Annotated in this window: 17 protein-coding genes; 8 read left to right on the plus strand and 9 right to left on the minus strand. The window is 63.8% G+C overall.

Features of this window, described 5'->3' with window-relative positions:
• Positions 1 to 52 precede the first annotated feature (52 nt).
• The 7 genes from BDD21_RS04455 to BDD21_RS04485 form a co-directional block, all read right to left on the minus strand.
• Entirely contained in the window at positions 53 to 340 is a 288-nt protein-coding gene (locus BDD21_RS04455) for an encapsulin-associated ferritin-like protein (RefSeq protein ID WP_120796111.1), read from the minus strand.
• A 244-nt stretch (positions 341 to 584) separates the two neighbouring features.
• Positions 585 to 1,349, minus strand: coding sequence for a phosphate signaling complex protein PhoU (gene phoU, locus BDD21_RS04460; protein ID WP_120796112.1), 765 nt, complete (start codon positions 1,347 to 1,349; stop codon positions 585 to 587).
• Positions 1,349 to 2,212: a phosphate ABC transporter ATP-binding protein PstB gene (gene pstB, locus BDD21_RS04465; protein WP_120796113.1), complete on the minus strand. Its 864-nt coding sequence runs from the start codon at positions 2,210 to 2,212 to the stop codon at positions 1,349 to 1,351. Before pstB ends, phoU begins: the two co-directional genes overlap by 1 nt.
• Before the next feature lie 149 nt (positions 2,213 to 2,361).
• Positions 2,362 to 3,669: a phosphate ABC transporter permease PstA gene (gene pstA, locus BDD21_RS04470; RefSeq protein ID WP_120796114.1), complete on the minus strand. Its 1,308-nt coding sequence runs from the start codon at positions 3,667 to 3,669 to the stop codon at positions 2,362 to 2,364.
• A complete protein-coding gene (gene pstC, locus BDD21_RS04475) occupies positions 3,662 to 5,053 on the minus strand; it encodes a phosphate ABC transporter permease subunit PstC (RefSeq protein WP_120796115.1) in 1,392 nt (463 codons plus the stop codon). Before pstC ends, pstA begins: the two co-directional genes overlap by 8 nt.
• Before the next feature lie 94 nt (positions 5,054 to 5,147).
• The gene (locus BDD21_RS04480) at positions 5,148 to 6,191 is read right to left on the minus strand and encodes a PstS family phosphate ABC transporter substrate-binding protein (RefSeq protein ID WP_120796116.1); all 1,044 of its coding nucleotides are present in this window, start codon (positions 6,189 to 6,191) and stop codon (positions 5,148 to 5,150) included.
• A 124-nt stretch (positions 6,192 to 6,315) separates the two neighbouring features.
• Entirely contained in the window at positions 6,316 to 6,714 is a 399-nt protein-coding gene (locus BDD21_RS04485) for a hypothetical protein (protein ID WP_120796117.1), read from the minus strand.
• 84 nt (positions 6,715 to 6,798) lie between these two features.
• Here BDD21_RS04485 and BDD21_RS04490 point away from each other — a divergent pair, with 84 nt between their 5' ends.
• On the plus strand, positions 6,799 to 8,025 hold the full coding sequence (locus BDD21_RS04490) for a glycosyltransferase (protein WP_120796118.1): 1,227 nt from the start codon (positions 6,799 to 6,801) through the stop codon (positions 8,023 to 8,025).
• Between the two features lie 88 nt (positions 8,026 to 8,113).
• Here the strand turns inward: BDD21_RS04490 and dcd are convergent, their stop codons facing one another.
• Positions 8,114 to 8,680 carry a dCTP deaminase gene (gene dcd / locus BDD21_RS04495; protein WP_120796119.1) on the minus strand — a complete coding sequence of 189 codons (567 nt, stop codon included), beginning with the start codon at positions 8,678 to 8,680 and terminating at the stop codon, positions 8,114 to 8,116.
• Positions 8,681 to 8,921: 241 nt separating this feature from the next.
• Positions 8,922 to 10,013, minus strand: coding sequence for an iron-sulfur cluster carrier protein ApbC (apbC, locus tag BDD21_RS04500; RefSeq protein ID WP_120796120.1), 1,092 nt, complete (start codon positions 10,011 to 10,013; stop codon positions 8,922 to 8,924).
• Positions 10,014 to 10,258: 245 nt separating this feature from the next.
• Between apbC and metG the strand changes: the two genes are divergently transcribed.
• The 7 genes from metG to BDD21_RS04540 all read left to right on the plus strand — a co-directional run bounded on the left by metG (position 10,259) and on the right by BDD21_RS04540 (position 18,102).
• Positions 10,259 to 12,340 (plus strand): methionine--tRNA ligase, encoded by a 2,082-nt coding sequence (gene metG / locus BDD21_RS04505; protein WP_120796121.1) that lies wholly within the window; start codon positions 10,259 to 10,261, stop codon positions 12,338 to 12,340.
• 458 nt (positions 12,341 to 12,798) lie between these two features.
• On the plus strand, positions 12,799 to 13,380 hold the full coding sequence (gene rsxA, locus BDD21_RS04515) for an electron transport complex subunit RsxA (RefSeq protein WP_007191813.1): 582 nt from the start codon (positions 12,799 to 12,801) through the stop codon (positions 13,378 to 13,380).
• A gap of 13 nt (positions 13,381 to 13,393) precedes the next feature.
• A complete protein-coding gene (gene rsxB, locus BDD21_RS04520) occupies positions 13,394 to 13,966 on the plus strand; it encodes an electron transport complex subunit RsxB (protein ID WP_120796123.1) in 573 nt (190 codons plus the stop codon).
• 13 nt (positions 13,967 to 13,979) lie between these two features.
• The gene (gene rsxC, locus BDD21_RS04525; protein ID WP_120796124.1) at positions 13,980 to 15,578 is read left to right on the plus strand and encodes an electron transport complex subunit RsxC; all 1,599 of its coding nucleotides are present in this window, start codon (positions 13,980 to 13,982) and stop codon (positions 15,576 to 15,578) included.
• A 111-nt stretch (positions 15,579 to 15,689) separates the two neighbouring features.
• A complete protein-coding gene (rsxD, locus tag BDD21_RS04530) occupies positions 15,690 to 16,736 on the plus strand; it encodes an electron transport complex subunit RsxD (protein ID WP_120796125.1) in 1,047 nt (348 codons plus the stop codon).
• Positions 16,733 to 17,380 carry an electron transport complex subunit RsxG gene (gene rsxG, locus BDD21_RS04535; protein WP_120796126.1) on the plus strand — a complete coding sequence of 216 codons (648 nt, stop codon included), beginning with the start codon at positions 16,733 to 16,735 and terminating at the stop codon, positions 17,378 to 17,380. The genes rsxD and rsxG overlap by 4 nt, the downstream gene beginning before the upstream one ends.
• Positions 17,380 to 18,102: an electron transport complex subunit E gene (locus BDD21_RS04540; RefSeq protein WP_120796127.1), complete on the plus strand. Its 723-nt coding sequence runs from the start codon at positions 17,380 to 17,382 to the stop codon at positions 18,100 to 18,102. The genes rsxG and BDD21_RS04540 overlap by 1 nt, the downstream gene beginning before the upstream one ends.
• Positions 18,103 to 18,104 lie beyond the last annotated feature (2 nt).

Genomic DNA, 18,104 nt, shown 5'->3' on the forward strand with positions numbered 1-18,104 from the left:
CCGCGCCAAAGGGGTGGATCACTCCGCCCCCGACAAGAACCCCGAACGCGGTTTAGTGATGGGCAATCTGTTTTTCGGTGAAGAGATAGTCCTTCAACTCTTTGTCGAAAGACGGATCCTTACGGCGGATCCATTCGAGAACCATCGCTGCGTGTTCCTTTTCTTCGTCGCGATTGTGCGCCAGGATCGCCTTCAGGTCCTCGTCCTTGCAGACGTCGACCCGTTGGTTGTACCAGTCGACCGCTTCGAGCTCCTCCATCAGCGAGATGATGGCCCGGTGCATGTCCCGGGTCTCGTCGGACAATTCTTCGGTCGGCTCGTGGTAGCCCTCGTTCGCCATGGACACTTCTCCGAATCGTTTGGTTCACCGATCATGCGCATCGTCGGCGCTTCGCCGATTGTCGGACGTGCAGCGTCGAAACACAACCGCGGCCTAAACCGCGTCCAGAGCGACATGCGTCGTTTTCATGTTGCGTTTGGCTTCGGAGATGTCCTCGATCCCGGCGAGACGCGGTTTAGAATTTGATATTTTTTGAATACTTTAAACTGCGGCAACACATGACGCATACCGCACCGGTCGCGGTTTAGGATTGGCGGTCGCGGCGCAGGGTCTCGATCAGGATCTCGCGATTGCGGTAGCGGATGTCCTTGCCCTCGGCCACGTAGATGACCTGCTCGGCGATGTTGGAGGCGTGATTGCCGATACGTTCCAGGGCATGGGCACTGGTCAAGAGACACACGATCTGGCGTGGCGTGAATCCTGCGAGGTCCTCTTTGCCGAGGAAGTCGCGTGCCTCGTCGGAGGCGTCGAAGAGTCGCGGCTCATCCTCGAAGACGCCGAGCGCAAGCTCGACGTCGAAGCCGGCGACGGCCTGGATGCTGCGCTCGAACATACAGCAGGCATGATCGTCGAGCTTACGGAGCAAGTCCTTGAGTGCATCAGACGGAATGCCGCCTTGGCCGATGCCGATTTCGCGCAGGACCAGGGATTGACGGGCAATGCGCACCGCCTTGTCCCCGGCACGCTCGACGTCGCCGGCGATCCGGGAGAGTGCGAGCACGATGCGCAGATCCACGGCGGTCGGCTGACGACGGGCGATGACCCGGAAGATCTCCTCGTCCGCGTCCAGCGAGAGGTAGTCGATCTGGGGCTCGCGATCGAGCACTCGGTAGGCTTGGGTCTCCTCGCCGTCGACGACCGCGGCGACGGCGGCTTGAGTCTGCTCGATCACCCGCTGACCCATGTCGAGGATGATCCCGCGCAGCTTCGCGAGCTCTTGGTCGTAACGGCGTACCGTGTGACCGCCCGCAAGGTCTGCCGCCGACGCGGCGTTGTTGTCGCCGACCATCAGCCGAACCGCCCCGTGATGTAGTCCTCGGTCAACCTGTGCTTGGGGTTGGTGAAGATCTGATTGGTCTCGCCGACCTCGATCAGGTCCCCGAGATGGAAATAAGCCGTGCGTTGCGACACACGCGCGGCTTGCTGCATCGAGTGGGTGACGATGGCGATGCTGTAGTTGGCCCGCAGCTCGTCGATCAACTCCTCTATGATGGCCGTGGCGATCGGATCCAGCGCCGAGCAGGGCTCGTCCATCAGGATGACCTCGGGCGAGACCGCGATGGTCCTGGCGATGCAGAGACGTTGCTGCTGGCCTCCAGACAAACCCGTGCCGGGCTTGTCGAGTCGGTCTTTCACCTCGTTCCAGAGGCCGGCCTTTTGCAGGCTGCCCTCGATCACCTCGTCGAGCTCCGCCTTGGAGTTGGTAAGACCGTGGATGCGAGGCCCGTAGGCGACATTCTCGTAGATCGACTTGGGGAAGGGATTGGGTTTCTGGAACACCATCCCGACCTGCGCGCGCAACGGCACCGGATCAAGCCCCTTGTCGTAGATATCCTGGCCATCGAGCTGGATGGACCCGGTGACACGACAGCCGTCGATGGTGTCGTTCATCCGGTTCAGGCAGCGCAGGAAGGTCGATTTCCCGCAGCCCGACGGGCCGATCATGGAAACGACCTCGTTCTTGCCGATATCCAGGCTCACGCCTTTGATCGCCTGCGTGCTCCCGTAGAACACATCCACATCGCGACAGACCATTCTCGGATTGGCGCACGTGACATCGCCGACCGTCGCCCGTGACTCGCGTCCACCCGCCAGCTCGGCCGAACTCATCGCGCCGGTGCGTCGACTCATTTCATCAACCGTGGTGCTCATAACTGACCTCAAGTGTATACCCAACGTTCATGGACGTCGGTACCTAATCCGCGTCCAGAGCAACATGCGTCGTTTTCATGTTGCGTTTGGCTTCGGAGATGTCCTCGACCCCGTTGAGACGCGGTTTAGTCGTATTTTACGAGACGCACTCACCAGCGCCGCTCGAACCGGCGCCGCAGCAGGACAGCGCCCAGATTCATCAGGATCAGGAAGGCAAGCAGCACCATGATCGCCGCCGAGGTGCGCTCGACGAAGGCACGCTCGGGGCTGTCGGCCCAGAGGAAGATCTGAACCGGCAGGACCGTGGACGGCGAGGTGAAGCCACTCGGAATGTCCACGATGAAGGCAATCATGCCGATCATCAGCAGCGGCGCCGTCTCGCCCAGGGCTTGGGCCATCCCGATGATGGTCCCGGTCAACATGCCGGGCATCGCCAGGGGCAACACATGGTGCATCTGCGTCTGCAACGGCGAGGCCCCGACCCCCAAGGCCGCCTCCCGGATCGACGGGGGAACCGACTTCAGGGCCGCTCGACTGGCGATGATGATGGTCGGGAGGGTCATGAGCGACAACACCAGCGCCGCAACCAAAGGGGTTGAGCGCGGCACGCCGAACAAGGCGATAAAGACGGCGAGCCCGAGTAACCCGAAGACGATCGAAGGGACCGCCGCCAGGTTGTTGATGTTCACCTCGATCAGATCGGTCCAGCGATTCTTCGGCGCGAACTCCTCGAGATAGAGGGCTGCGCCGACACCGATCGGGAAGGAGATGAGGAGGGTCAACACCAGGGTGTAGAAGGAGCCCATCAACGCCCCCGCGATGCCGGCCAGCTCGGGCTCGCGCGATGTCCCGTTGGTGAAGAAGATGGTGTTGAAGCGCTTCTCGATGCGTCCCTGCGACTCGAGCTGCTCGACCCAGCCGACCGTCTGATCCTTAACGCGGCGCTCGCTCTCGGGAAGGTTCCGATCGATATGACCCTTCATCAGCATGTCGATGTCGTCATCGGCAAGCAGCCAGACCTCTCGGGTGGTGCCGACCAGATCCGGATTCTTCAGGACCATGTCACGCAGGTGCGAGGGTGCCCCCACGCTGATTATGGACGCAAGCGCGCGGGTCGCGCGCCGCTCGGTGACCTCCGGGAACTCGTTGCGCAGCGCATCCCGAATGACAGCCTGATAATTGGCCCGCGCCAGGGTCTCGGGGTCGCGCGTCCCCATGGGGTCAAGCGTCTCCGCGTCGAAGGTCACCGGGAGTTGGATGTAGGTCTGGACGAAGGCCGTATGACCTTTCGCGATGATGTCCGCGAACAGCAAACCCACGAAGGTCAGCCCCAGGATCACCGCGGCGAGACCGACCAGACGGAATCGCCGCTCGCGGGCATAACGCCGCTTCAGGCTCGCGTTCACGATGTCGATGGTGCGTTTCGGCGGCGCACCGGCCGCGTGGCTCTTACTCATACTGTTCTCGATACTTGCGCACGATGTGCAGCGCGATCACGTTGAGTGCCAAGGTCACCACGAAAAGGGTCAGACCCAGGGCAAAGGCCGCCATGGTCTTGGCGCTGTCGAACTCCTGGTCGCCGGTGAGTAGGGTTACGATCTGAACGGTCACCGTGGTGACGCTGTCGAGCGGATTCGCGGTCAGGTTGGCTGCGAGCCCCGCCGCCATCACCACGATCATGGTCTCTCCGATCGCGCGGGAGACGGCCAAAAGGACGCCGCCGACGATCCCGGGCAAGGCGGCCGGGATCACCACCCGGCGAATCGTCTCCGACTGGGTCGCGCCGAGCGCGTAGGAGCCGTCCCGCATCGCCTGGGGAACCGCATTGATCACGTCCTCGGACAAGGACGAGACAAAGGGGATAATCATGACCCCCATGACGAGCCCGGCTGCCAGCGCACTCTCGGAGGCAACGTTCAGCCCCATGGACATGCCGAGCTCACGGATAAAGGGGGCAACGGTCAAGGCGGCGAAGAAACCGTAGACCACGGTCGGCACCCCGGCCAAGACCTCGAGTGTCGGCTTGGCCCACGAGCGCACGCGACGCGGCGCGTACTCCGAGAGATAGATCGCCGACATCAGGCCGATCGGGACCGCAACCAGCATGGCGATGGTCGATACCATCAATGTGCCGGTGAAGAGGGGCACCGCCCCGAAGGCTCCCGAAGCACCGACTTGGTCGGCCCTCAGGGCCGTCTGCGGGCTCCACAGGGTGCCGAAGAAGAAGTCGAGCGGAGAGATCTCCTGGAAGAACCGCAAGGACTCGAACAAGACCGAAAGCACGATCCCCAGGGTGGTCAAGATGGCAATCGAGGAGAAGACCACCAGGATGACCATGAAGATGGATTCGACGCGGTTGCGTGCGCGCATCCGCGGGTTGGTCCGGAGCCAAGCGAACGCCATTCCGCCGACGGCAAGCGCCAACACGCCGAGCCACATCGCCCAGACCGCGATCTGGCTGAAGAGTGCGAAGCGATCCGCGGCGGCCTGCATCTCCGGGGTCGCCACACGCGACACGATCGCACCCGAGGCCAGGTTCTTGATGTCGTTCACCAGGAGCCCGACGGCTCCGGGCGACAGCCCCTCGAGCATCGACCCCGGCAGCTCGGCCTTCACCAGCGCGACCAGGATCTCGTCTTGGAAGGCCGTCCAGAGCCCCATCAGCAGGATCGCCGGGATGCCGGCCCAAAGTGCGGCATACAGACCGTAGTAGGTCGGAAGCGAATGGAGTGTACTGATCCGCCCCGCGCCGCCGGCACTGACGATGGCGCGCTTACGCCCGAGATAGTAGGCCAGCGACATCAAGCCGAGCACGATGATCAAAAGGGTCGATGAGTGCATAACCAGGACTGCGCAAAGTCGGAAAACAGACCAGCGACCCGGAGGGCCGCTGATCGATCGGGAAGGTCGGACCCGAGCAGGGGCCCTGGCGTCCCTACTTGGCCGGTGCGGCCATCGGCTTGAGCGCCTGAGCCTGCTCGGCCACGCTGGCGCGCATCTCGTCAGGCAGCGCAATCAGACCCTTGTCGGCCAGATAGCCCTCGGGGCCCCACGCCTTGTCGTTGGTGAACTCGGCCACGTATTCCTGGATGCCCGGAATGGTGCCGACATGGGCGTTCTTGACGTAGAAGTAGATCGAGCGCGAGACGGGATAGGAGCCGTCGCCGATCGTCTCGAAGGTCGGATCCACACCGGCGATCTTGGCGCCTTGCAGCGTGTCGGTGTTCTGATCAAGGAAGCTGAAGCCGAAGATGCCGACCGCATTCGGGTTGGCGATCAGCTTCTGGACGATCAGGTTGTCGTTCTCGCCGGCCTCGATGAAGGCGCCGTCTTCGCGGATGCCGTGACAGACCGCCTTGTGCATGTCCTTGTCGGAATCCTTGAGCGCCTTCACGGAATCGAAGCTGTCGCAACCGCCTTCCATCGCCAACTCTACGAAGGCGTCGCGGGTGCCGGAGGTGGGCGGCGGGCCCAGAACCTCGATGGCGACGTCGGGCAGATCCTTGTTGATCTCGTTCCACTTCTTGTAGGGGTTCGCGACCAGCTTACCGTCCTCGTTCGGGACATCCTTGGCCAGGGCTAGCCAGAGCTCGCCGAGGCTCATATCGAGGGCCGGACCGGACTTCGCATTCGCGATGGCGATGCCGTCGTAGCCGATCTTGACCTCGGTGATCTCGGTCACGCCGTTGGCCTGGCACTGCTCGAACTCGGACTTCTTGATCGCACGCGAGGCGTTACTGATGTCGGACTTGTCCACGCCAACGCCGGAGCAGAAGAGCTTGAAGCCGCCGCCGGTGCCGAGCGACTCGACCTTCGGCGTGGGGAAGGACGACTCGCGCCCGAAGGTCTCGGCGACCGCGGTGGAGAAGGGGAAAACGGTGGAGGAGCCGGCGATCCAGATGGAATCGCGGGCCATGGCTTGCGTCGAAAGCGAGGCCACGGCGAGCGTGACCGCGGTGGCAATGATCGTTTTGTTCATGATGAGACCTCCGGGAGGGCGTTGATAAGCGAGCCCGAATTGTGACCTTGCATCATGCCGATTGTATGAAGTTCATGTGACAATTCGATGACAATGCCCGAACGCACCGAGCCGGCGCGCGCGATCAATTCTTGTTCGGTTCGCCCAGCGACCGAACCAAACGCATGGCGGCGTTGAAGAAATCATCGTTCGGATGACGCTCGCAGTTGGCCCGAATACGGATCATGGCGGCATCGAGTTCGGCGCCCTTCAGCACATCGCGCCCGGTGGCGAGATTCAACCCGGTGACGAGGCCCGACAGCCACTCCTGGTAGCGGCGATAGCCCTCCCCGGCGATCGCCTGCGCGGTCGGGTCGGCCGGTGCGATGGCCAGAAAATCGGAGCATGGCTTCACGCCCGCACCCCAAAGCATGGGCGCCCCGGCAGCGAAGGCGCTACCGAGCGGTCCGACGGTCAGTGCAGCACCGAAGAGCATCGAAATCATCGGTCCGCGAAGCGACCGCCGGCTCGAGAGATAAGTCATGTCATGAATCCTTCATTGGATGGGCTTAGTGAACGACTGCGGGTATGATTCGCCGATTTGCCGACAGCCCGCAAGTCCATCGTCATGCGCATCCTGATGATCTCCGACGTCTACTTCCCTCGCATTACGGGCGTATCGACGTCGATCCAGACGTTTGCGCGGGAGTTCGTCGAGAAAGGACATGAGGTCACCTTGATCGCGCCGGACTACTCGGCGGCCGGGGGCGAGTCCGCGCCCGAGCCCTTCGAGGTCCTGCGAATCCCGTCGCGCTATCTCATCATCGACCCCGAAGATCGCATGTTGCGTCCTCGCGAGATCCGTCGCCACGATCGCATGCTGGCGAGCCGTGGGTTCGATCTGGTCCACATTCAGACGCCCTTCTTCGCGCACTATCTGGGCCTCGGGATCGCCAGGCGCCTGGATGTCCCGGTGGTGGAGAGCTACCATACCTTCTTCGAGCAGTACCTCCACCACTATGTCCCTTTTGTCCCGACCGCCTGGATGCAACGGCTCGCACGCGACTTCTCGACCGCCCAATGCAACGATGTCGATGCGCTGGCGGTGCCCTCGCACGCCATGCTCGAGGTCCTGAAAGGCTACGGTGTGAAGACGCCCGCGACGGTGATCCCGACCGGGATCGAGCTGGTCCAATTCAGCCAAGGCGACGGCGCTCGCTTCCGAAACGCTCGGGGCATCCCGCCCACGCGCCCCGTTCTGGTCCATGTCAGCCGGCTCGCCTTCGAGAAGAACATCGACTTCGTCCTGAGGGTGCTCGCGCGCGTGAAGACGCAGGTCCCGGATGTGCTCTTGGTCATCGCCGGCGAGGGTCCGGCACACCGTCGACTTCAAAACCTGGCGAACCATCTCGGGCTGACCGACAACACCCTGTTCACGGGCTATCTGGAGCGCGACGGCTCCCTCGAGGACTGCTACTGCGCAGGCACCGCCTTCGTCTTCGCCTCCAAGACCGAGACCCAAGGACTCGTGCTCCTGGAGGCGATGGCACTGGGCGTGCCGGTGGTCTCGACGGCGGTGATGGGCACCAAGGAGGTTCTGGCGGGCGGCGGCGGATCGCTGATCGCCGAGGACGACGAGGCCGATTTCGCGGACAAGACGGTGCGGCTGCTCACGGATCCGGCACTGCGTGCACGTCTGGCCGTCGAGGCGGTCGAGCACGCACGATCCTGGTCGGCACCCGTTCTCGCGGAACGGATGCTGGATTTTTACGGGGAGGTGATCGAGCGGCGCAAACACGTTCGCGCGGCGGATCCGGCGGTCGATACAATCCCGAGGACCGACGACGTCAGCTAAACCGCGTCCCCGCTAAGGGCTGTGGAAGCACCACACGTCGAACTCACTCGAACGTCAGCATTTCGCTCCGAGCGCGGTTTAGCGGACATCAAGACTTCGGCAAGGTCACCCCGCGTTGGCCTTGATATTTCCCGCCGCGGTCCTTGTACGAGGTCTCGCAGACCTCGTCGGATTCGAAGAAGAGGATCTGAGCCACGCCCTCGTTCGCGTAGATCTTCGCCGGCAACGGCGTGGTGTTGGAGAACTCCAGGGTCACATGACCCTCCCATTCAGGCTCCAATGGGGTGACATTCACGATAATGCCGCAGCGCGCGTATGTGCTCTTACCGAGACAGATCGTGAGGACGTTGCGCGGGATCCGAAGGTATTCGACGGTCCGGGCTAAGGCAAACGAGTTCGGAGGGATGATGCAGACGTCGGACTTCAGATCAACGAAGCCGTTCGAGTCGAAGTTCTTGGGATCCACGATGGCCGAGTTGATGTTGGTGAAGATCTTGAACTCGTCGGCGCAACGCACGTCGTAGCCGTAGCTGGAAGTCCCGTAGGAGATGACCCGGCCATGCTCGCCCTCGCGGACCTGAATCGGCTCGAACGGATCGATCATGCCGCCTTCTTCGGCCATTCGGCGGATCCAACGGTCGGACTTGATGGCCATCGCGAAATCTCGGTGTGCGCGCAAAGCTGGAAAGGCTACACCGCGCAGCCAAGCACAACAAGCCGGACCGGCAAGACGGCAAGATCGCCGGCGGCAGAGGATCGCGGAACGCCCGCGCCCCTCCAAAGCAGCTCCCGTCAGTCACGCGGTGACAAAGTCCTAAACTGCGCCCGGCACGACACTTAAAGGAGTCTGCGAGGCCGAAACAAACTCGGACCTCGCATACCCCAAATGGCGCAGTTTAGTTGTTCTGAATGACGATCCGCGGGAATTTCGAAGCATAATCCTTGGCTTGCAACGACAGCTTCGCGGCGGTCTTGCGGGCGATCTCGCGATAGATCTCGGCGACACGCGAATCCGGCTGGGCGACCACGGTCGGTTTGCCGTTGTCGGTCTCTTCGCGGATGTGGCCGTTCAGCGGAAGCGAGCCGAGCAGATCGATCCCGTACTGCTCGGACATCTTCTGTCCGCCGCCCTCGCCGAAGATGTGCTCTTCGTGACCGCAGGCCGAGCAGATGTGGGTGCTCATGTTCTCGACGATGCCGAGCACCGGCACCTCGACCTTTTGGAACATCTTCAGACCCTTGCGCGCGTCGAGCAGGGCGATGTCCTGGGGTGTGGTGACGATCACGGCGCCCGAAACCGGCACCTTTTGGGCGAGTGTCAACTGGGTGTCGCCCGTGCCCGGAGGCAGATCGATGACTAGATAGTCAAGATCCGACCAGTTGGTATCGTTGAGGAGTTGCTCGAGTGCCTGCGTGACCATCGGCCCACGCCAGATCATCGGCGTCTCTTCGTCGATGAGGAAGCCGATGGACATGGCTTGGAGATGGTAGGCACTCATCGGCTCAAGACTCTTACCGTCCTTGGATTCGGGCTTGCCCGAGATCCCGAGCATGCGCGGCTGAGACGGGCCGTAGATGTCGGCGTCCAGGATGCCGACACTCGCACCCTCGGCCGACAGGGCCAGCGCAAGATTCACCGCCGTCGTGGACTTGCCCACACCGCCCTTGCCCGAGGCGACGGCGATGATGTTCTTGATATTGTCGATCGGCTTGAGCGACTTCTGAACCGAGTGCGACTTGATCTCCCAGGTCACGTCGACCTGCACCATCTCGACGCCATCGACCTTCAGAACAGCCTCTTCGAGTGCCTTGGCGATGTCCGCGCAGATGGTCTTGGCCGGAAACCCCAGGACGACCTTGATGCGGACCTGACCGCCCTCGATATCGACGCCCTTGATCGAATGCGCCGCCACCAGATCGCGCCCGAGATGGGGTTCCTTGTAGCCCTTGATGGCGGCGTCAACGGCTTCTTTCGTGGGTTCGGACATGAGGTACTCCAGGATAGATGGATGCGCCCGACGCTGCCGGGTCACGTACAACGAGTGCTTTTCGGTGGGCCGGCACGATGCGCCAGGGGCCGGAAAAGTTCCCCCGGACTTTTGGTGTGGAGATGCCGTAAATCAAGTCTCGACATGAAACCCGCCGGCCGGGGCCGCGCTGTCCGGACCGGGACGGGCCGTGAGATACTGGGGCATCGTTCGAAACCCCAAAGCCGATGCACTAGAGCCCACCCATGAGTCAAACCCGCGACATCCCGGGCGGCAGCCCCCGAGAGATTCTGGTGACCAGCGCACTGCCCTACGCCAATGGGCCGATCCACATCGGCCATTTGGTCGAATATATCCAGACCGATATCTGGGTGCGCTTCCAGAAGATGCGCGGGCACGCCTGCTGGTACGTGTGTGCGGACGACGCTCACGGCACGCCCGTCATGTTGCGCGCTCGCCAGGAAGGCATCACGCCCGAGGCGCTGATCGCACGGGTCGCCCAGGAGCATCAGTCCGATTTCGCGGCCTTCCGGGTCGGCTTCGACAACTACCACTCGACCCACTCCGAGGAAAACCGCCACTTCGCAAACCTCATCTACTCCCGCAACCGCGATAAAGGCCACATCAGCCGGCGCACCATCACCCAAGCCTACGACCCGGTCGAGCAGATGTTCCTGCCCGACCGCTTCATCAAGGGCGAGTGTCCCAAGTGCGGCGCGCCGGACCAGTACGGCGACAACTGCGAGGCCTGCGGGGCGAGCTACTCGCCGAACGAGCTGAAGAATCCGCGCTCGGCGGTCTCGGGCGCCGTGCCCGAACAGCGCGAATCGGACCACTATTTCTTCCGCCTCGGTGACTTCGAGCCCATGCTGCGTGATTGGACCCGCGGCGGCGGCCTGCAGGCCCAGGTCGCGAACAAGCTCGACGAGTGGTTCGATGCCGGCCTGCAGGAATGGGACATCTCGCGCGATGCGCCCTACTTCGGCTTCGAGATCCCGGACCATCCGGGCAAGTTCTTCTATGTCTGGCTCGACGCCCCGATCGGCTATATGGCCAGCTTCCAACACCTTTGCGACAGCCCCCGCGGGCGCGACGCCGGATTGGATTTCGATCGGTTCTGGGGCAAGGACTCCGCCGCCGAGCTGTATCACTTCATCGGCAAGGACATCATCTATTTCCATGCCTTGTTCTGGCCGGCGATGCTGCACGGCGCGGATTTCCGCACGCCGAGTGCCGTCTTCGCCCACGGCTTCCTGACGGTGGACGGACAGAAGATGTCCAAGTCGCGCGGGACCTTCATCAAGGCCCGCACCTATCTGGATCATCTCAATCCCGAATATCTGCGCTACTACTTCGCGGCCAAGCTGGGGCCGGGCGTCGACGACATTGATTTGAGCCTGCAGGACTTCACCGCACGCGTGAACTCGGATCTGGTCGGCAAGGTCGTGAACATCGCCAGCCGCAGCGCCGGGTTCATCGCCAAGCGTTTCGCGGGCAGACTCTCGCCGACCCTGGCCAATCCGCAGCTCCATGCCGACTTCGTACAGGCCGGCGAATCCATCGCCGTTGCCTACGAACGGCGCGAGCTCAGCCGCGCCGTGCGCGAGATCATGGCGCTGGCCGACCGCGCCAACCAGTACATCGACGAGCAGGCGCCATGGGTCATCGCGAAGGACGCGGCCCGAGAGGCCGACCTTCACGCGGTCTGCTCGATGGGCATCAACCTCTTCCGGATCCTGATCGGCTATCTGCGCCCCATCCTGCCGGGTACGGCCGCCGACTCGGAAGCCTTTATGCAAATCGAGCCGCTGACCTGGGACGCGATCGTCGAGCCCTTGCTCGACCATGAAATCGCCCCCTTCAAACCGCTGATGACCCGTGTGGAGCCGGCCCAGATCGAGGCCATGCTGGAGGCATCCAAGGAAGACCTGAGCACGACGGCACCGCCGCCGGCCACCCCGGATGAGTCGAGCAAGCACCTGAGCGGGCAGCCGATTGCCGAGACGATCGACATCGAGACCTTCGCCAAGCTCGATCTGCGCATCGCCCGGATCCGCTCCGCCGGTCTCGTCGAGGGCGCCGACAAGCTCCTGAGACTCGAGCTGGACCTCGGCGGCGAGACCCGCACCGTCTTCGCCGGGATCCGCTCGGCCTACAACCCGAGCGAGCTGGAAGGCCGGTTGACAGTCATGGTCGCCAACCTCGCCCCGCGCAAGATGCGCTTCGGCGTCTCCGAGGGGATGGTGTTGGCCGCCGGTCCCGGCGGCAAGGATATCTTCATCCTGAGCCCGGATGCCGGGGCGCAGCCGGGGATGCGGGTGAAATAGAGTTAAACCGCGTCCACACGGTTGGCCTCGATCATCGTTTCGGCCATACCGGCAGTGTCCAGGTCTCCGCCCGGGTACGCCGACTTCAGTCGGCCCCTGGGGAGGCGGACTTCAGTCCGCAGCGCGGGCGCGCTCGGCCGACTAAAGTCGGCGTACCCGGGCGTGCGGTCGGGGTTTCGCGTCCGTTTGGGGAACCCGAGGGGCCTGGACGAAAGGATAACCAAGGGCCAAAGGCATCGAAGCTGGAGGCTGGAGGCTGGAGGCTGGAAGCTGGAGGCTGACGGCTGACGGCTGACGGCTGGCAGCCATCATCCCATAACCCTTCAGTCCCGGTGTTGTAGCAAGCAGCCCCCGAGGCGTATCCTTCGACGATTTCGCGCTTGCAGCATTCCGCGGACTGTTTCGCGACTCGAAGGATCCAGCAAGCGCCCGTCGCACGCCCCGAAGCCAAAGAGAGCATGACTGAATACGCGCTCATCCTGATCGGCACCGTGTTGGTCAACAACTTCGTGCTGGTGAAATTTCTCGGACTCTGCCCCTTCATGGGCGTCTCGAAGAAGCTCGAGACCGCCGCGGGCATGGGTCTGGCGACGACCTTCGTGATGACGCTCTCCTCCGTGACCTCCTGGCTGGTGAACGAGTACATGCTGGTGCCGCTCGGCATCGAGTATCTGCGCATCATCGCCTTCATCGTGGTGATCGCGGCCGTGGTGCAGTTCACCGAGACCATCATGCGCAAGACCAGCCCGCTGCTCTATCAGGTGCTCGGGATCTTCCTGCCGCTCATCACCACCAACTGCGCCGTGCTCGGGGTTGCGCTGCTGAACCTTCAGGCCGAGCGCAGCCTGGTGGAGGCAACGCTGTACGGTTTCGGTGCCGCCGTGGGCTTCTCGCTCGTGCTCACGCTGTTCGCCGCGGTGCGCGAGCGCGTTGCGGTCGGCGATGTCCCGGAGCCTTTTCAGGGCAGCGCCATCGCCCTGATCACCGCGGGCCTGATGTCGCTGGCATTCATGGGCTTCGCCGGGCTCGTGTCGAGCTGAGCGGAGGATTGCCATGTTGATCGCCATCCTCGCCATGACCGGACTCTCCGCCGTCCTCGGACTGCTGCTCGGCTATTCCGCCATCCGCTTTCGGGTGGAAGGCAACCCGATCGCCGATCAGATCGATGCGCTCCTGCCGCAAACCCAGTGCGGCCAATGCGGCCATCCCGGATGCAGGCCCTATGCCGAGGCCCTGGCCCGCGGCGAGGACGAAATTAATAAGTGCATCCCCGGCGGGGAAGCAACCCTGCTCGCCTTGGCGGATCTGCTCGGCCGCGAGCCTGCAGCACTCGAGGTCGAGGAGAAGCCGCCATCGATCGCCGTGATCGACGCCGCGACCTGTATCGGCTGCACCCTGTGTCTGCAGGCCTGCCCGGTCGACGCCATCGTGGGCGCCGCCAAGCAGCTGCACGGCGTGATCGCCGCCGAATGCACGGGCTGCGAGCTCTGTCTGCCGCCCTGCCCGGTCGAGTGCATCCGGATGGTGCCGATCCCCACCGACATCCCCCATTGGCGCTGGCCCTATCCGTCCAGCGAGCCCACCCCACGCGCGGCATCGCCCGAGCGAGAGACCGAGGCAGCCTGACCGGAGCCCTGCCATGGCATCCATCCTTTCACTCCTGCGCCGCGAGCGGCTGTGGACATTCCACGGCGGAATCCATGTGCCCGACGAAAAGGCGCTCTCGAACGGCCGCGCGGTCGAGACCATGCCGCTGCCAAAACGCCTCGTGATCCCGCTGCAGCAACATATCGGGGCAACGGCGCGGCCGGTGGTCAAGGTCGGCGAACGCGTCCTCAAGGGTCAGCTGTTGGCGCAGGCCGAAGGCTATGTCAGCGCCTGCATCCATGCCTCGAGCTCGGGAACCCTGGTCGCGATCGAGCCGCGTCCGGTGCCGCACCCATCGGGACTCTCCGCGCTCTGCGCCGTCATCGAGACCGACGGCGAGGACACCTGGGCCGAGCTGCCGGAGCCGATGACGCGTTACGCACAGCTCGACACGTCCGAGATTCGCGAACGCATTCGCTGGGCCGGCGTGGTCGGACTCGGTGGCGCCTCGTTTCCGACCAGCGTCAAGCTCAACCCCGGCCCGGATCAACGTATCCGCACACTGATCATCAACGGGGCCGAGTGCGAGCCCTATATCACCTGCGATGATCTACTCATGCGCGAGCGTGCCGGAGATATCCTGGCAGGCGCGCGGATCATGCATCATCTGCTCGGCGATCCCCGGATCCTGATCGGGATCGAGGACAACAAGCCCGAGGCATTCGAGGCCATGCGCTTCGCCCTCGCCGAAACGGACATGCGCGGCTATACCGAGATCCGCTCCATCCCGACGCTCTACCCGAGCGGCGGGGAGAAGCAGCTGATCCGCATCCTCACCGGCGCGGAGGTTCCGACCCACGCCATCCCGGCTCGGATCGGCATCGTCTGCCAGAATGTCGGGTCTGCCGCGGCCGTCGCCGATGCGGTCCTGGAGGGGCGCCCGCTGATCTCGCGCATCGTCACCGTGACCGGACGGGCGATCGACGAGCCGCGCAACCTCGAGGTGCGTATAGGCACACCCGTGTCGGACCTGATCGCGCACTGCGGTGGCTATCGCGAGCGCCCGCGCAAGCTCGTCTGCGGCGGGCCCATGATGGGCTTCGAGATCGCCCATCCCACGATCCCGGTCACCAAACCGGCCAACTGCGTACTGGCCTTGACCGAGGTGGAGGCACCCGATCCCGGCCCCGCACTCGCCTGCATCCGCTGCGGGCGCTGTGCCGAGGTCTGCCCGGCCAAGCTCCTGCCGCAACAGCTCTACTGGCATGCGCGCGCGAAGGATCTCGACCGAGTCCAGGACTACAACCTCTTCGACTGCATCGAGTGCGGATGCTGCGCGCAGGTCTGTCCGAGCCACATCCCGCTGGTTCAATACTACCGCTACGCGAAGAACGAGGTCTGGGCACGCGAAGAAGACAAGCGCAAGGCCGAGCTGGCACGCATGCGCCACGAGTCCAAGCAAGCGCGGCTCGAGCGCCAGGAGCGCGAGCGCAAGGCCCGACTTCGCCAGAAGAAGGAGTCGCTCGAGGCGGGACCCGGAAAGAGTCAAACCGACCAAGACGCGAAGAAGGCCGCAATCGAAGCGGCCAAGCAACGCGCCGCAGCCAAGAAGGCCGCAGCCGCCAAGGCGGAGGAAACCGATGACGCCTAAGACACGCCGCCGGACCAGACGCCGGACCACGCCCGAAGCGCAGCGGCCTGACTTCACCGCAGGGTCGGCGATGCACTCGGCCTACGCTGCAACGGCGCGGCAGGTACAGGCATGAGCGCCACGCTCGTCTGCTCGCCTCACGGGTCTCGACCGAACCGGGTCGACCGAGTCATGCAGGAGGTCCTGCTCGCCCTGGTGCCCGGTGTCCTGGCGATGATCTGGTTCTTCGGCTGGGGCGTGCTCATCAACATCATGCTCGCCGTCGCCGTAGCCGTGGCCGCCGAGGCGGCGGTCATGCTGGTGCGCAGACGCCCGATCGGGCCGGCCATCGGCGACTACAGCGCTGTCGTTACGGCCGTGCTCTTCGCCATCTCGGTCCCGCCGACCTTGCCTTGGTGGATGACCCTGCTCGGCATGCTGTTCGCCATCGTCCTGGTCAAACAGTTGTACGGAGGCATCGGCTACAACCCCTTCAACCCGGCGATGGCCGCTTACGTCTTTCTGCTCGTGTCCTACCCGGTCGCCATGACAACCTGGTTGGCGCCCGACATGCTCGCCGAGCACGCGGTCTCCTTCACGGAGTCGCTGCGCCTGATCTTCGCGGGCGCCTTGCCGAGCGGTGTCGAATGGGACGCCATCTCCGCGGCGACGCCGCTCGACGAGATGCGCGGCAAGCTCGATCAAGGCATGTCCATCGCGGAGATTCGACTCAGTCCGCTGTGGGGCGACTTCGGCGGACGCGGTTGGGAATGGGTTGCGAACGGGTTCCTGCTCGGGGGTGTCTATCTCCTGTGGCGGCGCATCATCACCTGGCACATCCCGGTCTCCATGCTGGCGGCACTGGCAGTCGCTGCGGGCGCCTTCTGGCTGCTCGACCCGACGACCCACCCTGTCCCTGCCTTCCATCTGTTCAGCGGGGCGGCCATCGTGGGGGCCTTTTTCATCGCGACGGATCCGGTCAGCGCCTGTACGACCAAGACCGGTCAGATCATCTTCGGGGCCTCGATCGGGCTGGTGGTGTTCGTGATCCGCACCTGGGGCGGCTACCCGGACGCCGTGGCCTTCGCGGTCTTGTTGATGAACATCGCCGCCCCGACGATCGATCATTACACGCAGCCCAGGGTCTTCGGGCACACCGGAAACCGAGCCAAACCATGAAGAAAGCACCGATCATTCTGGCCGCCGTCGTGCTGAGCGCCTTCTCCGTCACCGGGGTCGCGCTCGTCGCCGTCACCCATCATCTGATGGACGGGCGCATCGCCGAGAACCAACGGGTCGCGATGCTGAGCAAGCTCGAGTCCATTATCCCGGACGGACAGTACGACAACGCACCGCTCGAGGATTTGATCCAGGTGAGTGCGCGCGAACTCCTCGGCGCGCAGAACACGCGGGTCTACCGTGTCCGCAAGTCCGGAGAACCCACTGCGGTCATTCTGGATCCGGTCGTTCCGGACGGGTATGCCGGTCCGATCCAGCTCCTGGTCTCGGTCCTGCGCGACGGCAGCGTCGGCGGGGTGCGCGTCTTGTTCCACCACGAGACACCCGGTCTCGGCGACAAGATCGAGGAGCGTAAATCCGACTGGGTGTTGAGCTTCGACGGCAAATCACTCTCCAACCCGACGCCCGATGGCTGGGCGGTGAAACGCGACGGCGGAGAATTCGATCAGTTCACCGGGGCGACCATTACACCTCGTGCGATCGTCCAGGCGGTCAAGAACACGCTCATTTACGTTAAGCAACAGGGCGATGCCCTCTTCGAGCCCCTCGAAGGCACCACGACCGCAGCCAAGGGAGCGGGTTGATGGCGGCACCTCAACCCTACGGCAGCATCATCGGCGACGGGTTCTGGAACAACAACCAGGCGCTCGTCGCCTTGTTGGGGCTCTGCCCCTTGCTGGCGACCACCACGAGCGCGACCAACGGCTTGGGCATGGGCCTAGCCACGACGGCCGTGCTCGTCCTTTCCAATGTGACCGTCTCCCTGATCCGCGACCTGGTGCGACCCGAGGTCCGCTTGCCGGTCTTCGTGCTGGTGATCGCCTCCTTCGTCACCGCGGTCGAGCTCACTGTCCAAGCCTATTTCTACGAGCTCTACCTGGTATTGGGACTCTTTATCCCGCTGATCGTGACCAACTGCGCCATCATCGGCCGGGCCGAGGCGTTCGCATCCAAGAACCGCGTCGACCGTGCCCTGCTCGACGGGATCGCGATGGGGATCGGCTTTACGCTGGTGTTGGTCGTGCTGGGCGGAATGCGTGAATTCATCGGCCAAGGCACCCTCTTCTACCAGGCCAACCTTCTGCTCGGCGAGGCCGCAACCGGCCTCAGTCTCAGCCTGGGCGAAGGATTCCAGGGTGCGCTGATCGCCATTCTCCCGCCCGGTGCCTTCATCGGGCTCGGCCTCTTGATCGCGCTCAAAAACGTGATCGACAAGCGCGTCAAACGGCGCGCGACCGTGCGAGCGGCCAAGACCGCCCCCGCTCAGACATCCTCAGGCGGCGCGGTGGCACCGGCGGCGGGCTGAGG

This window comes from Thiocapsa rosea (genome assembly GCF_003634315.1).
GTDB lineage: Bacteria > Pseudomonadota > Gammaproteobacteria > Chromatiales > Chromatiaceae > Thiocapsa > Thiocapsa rosea.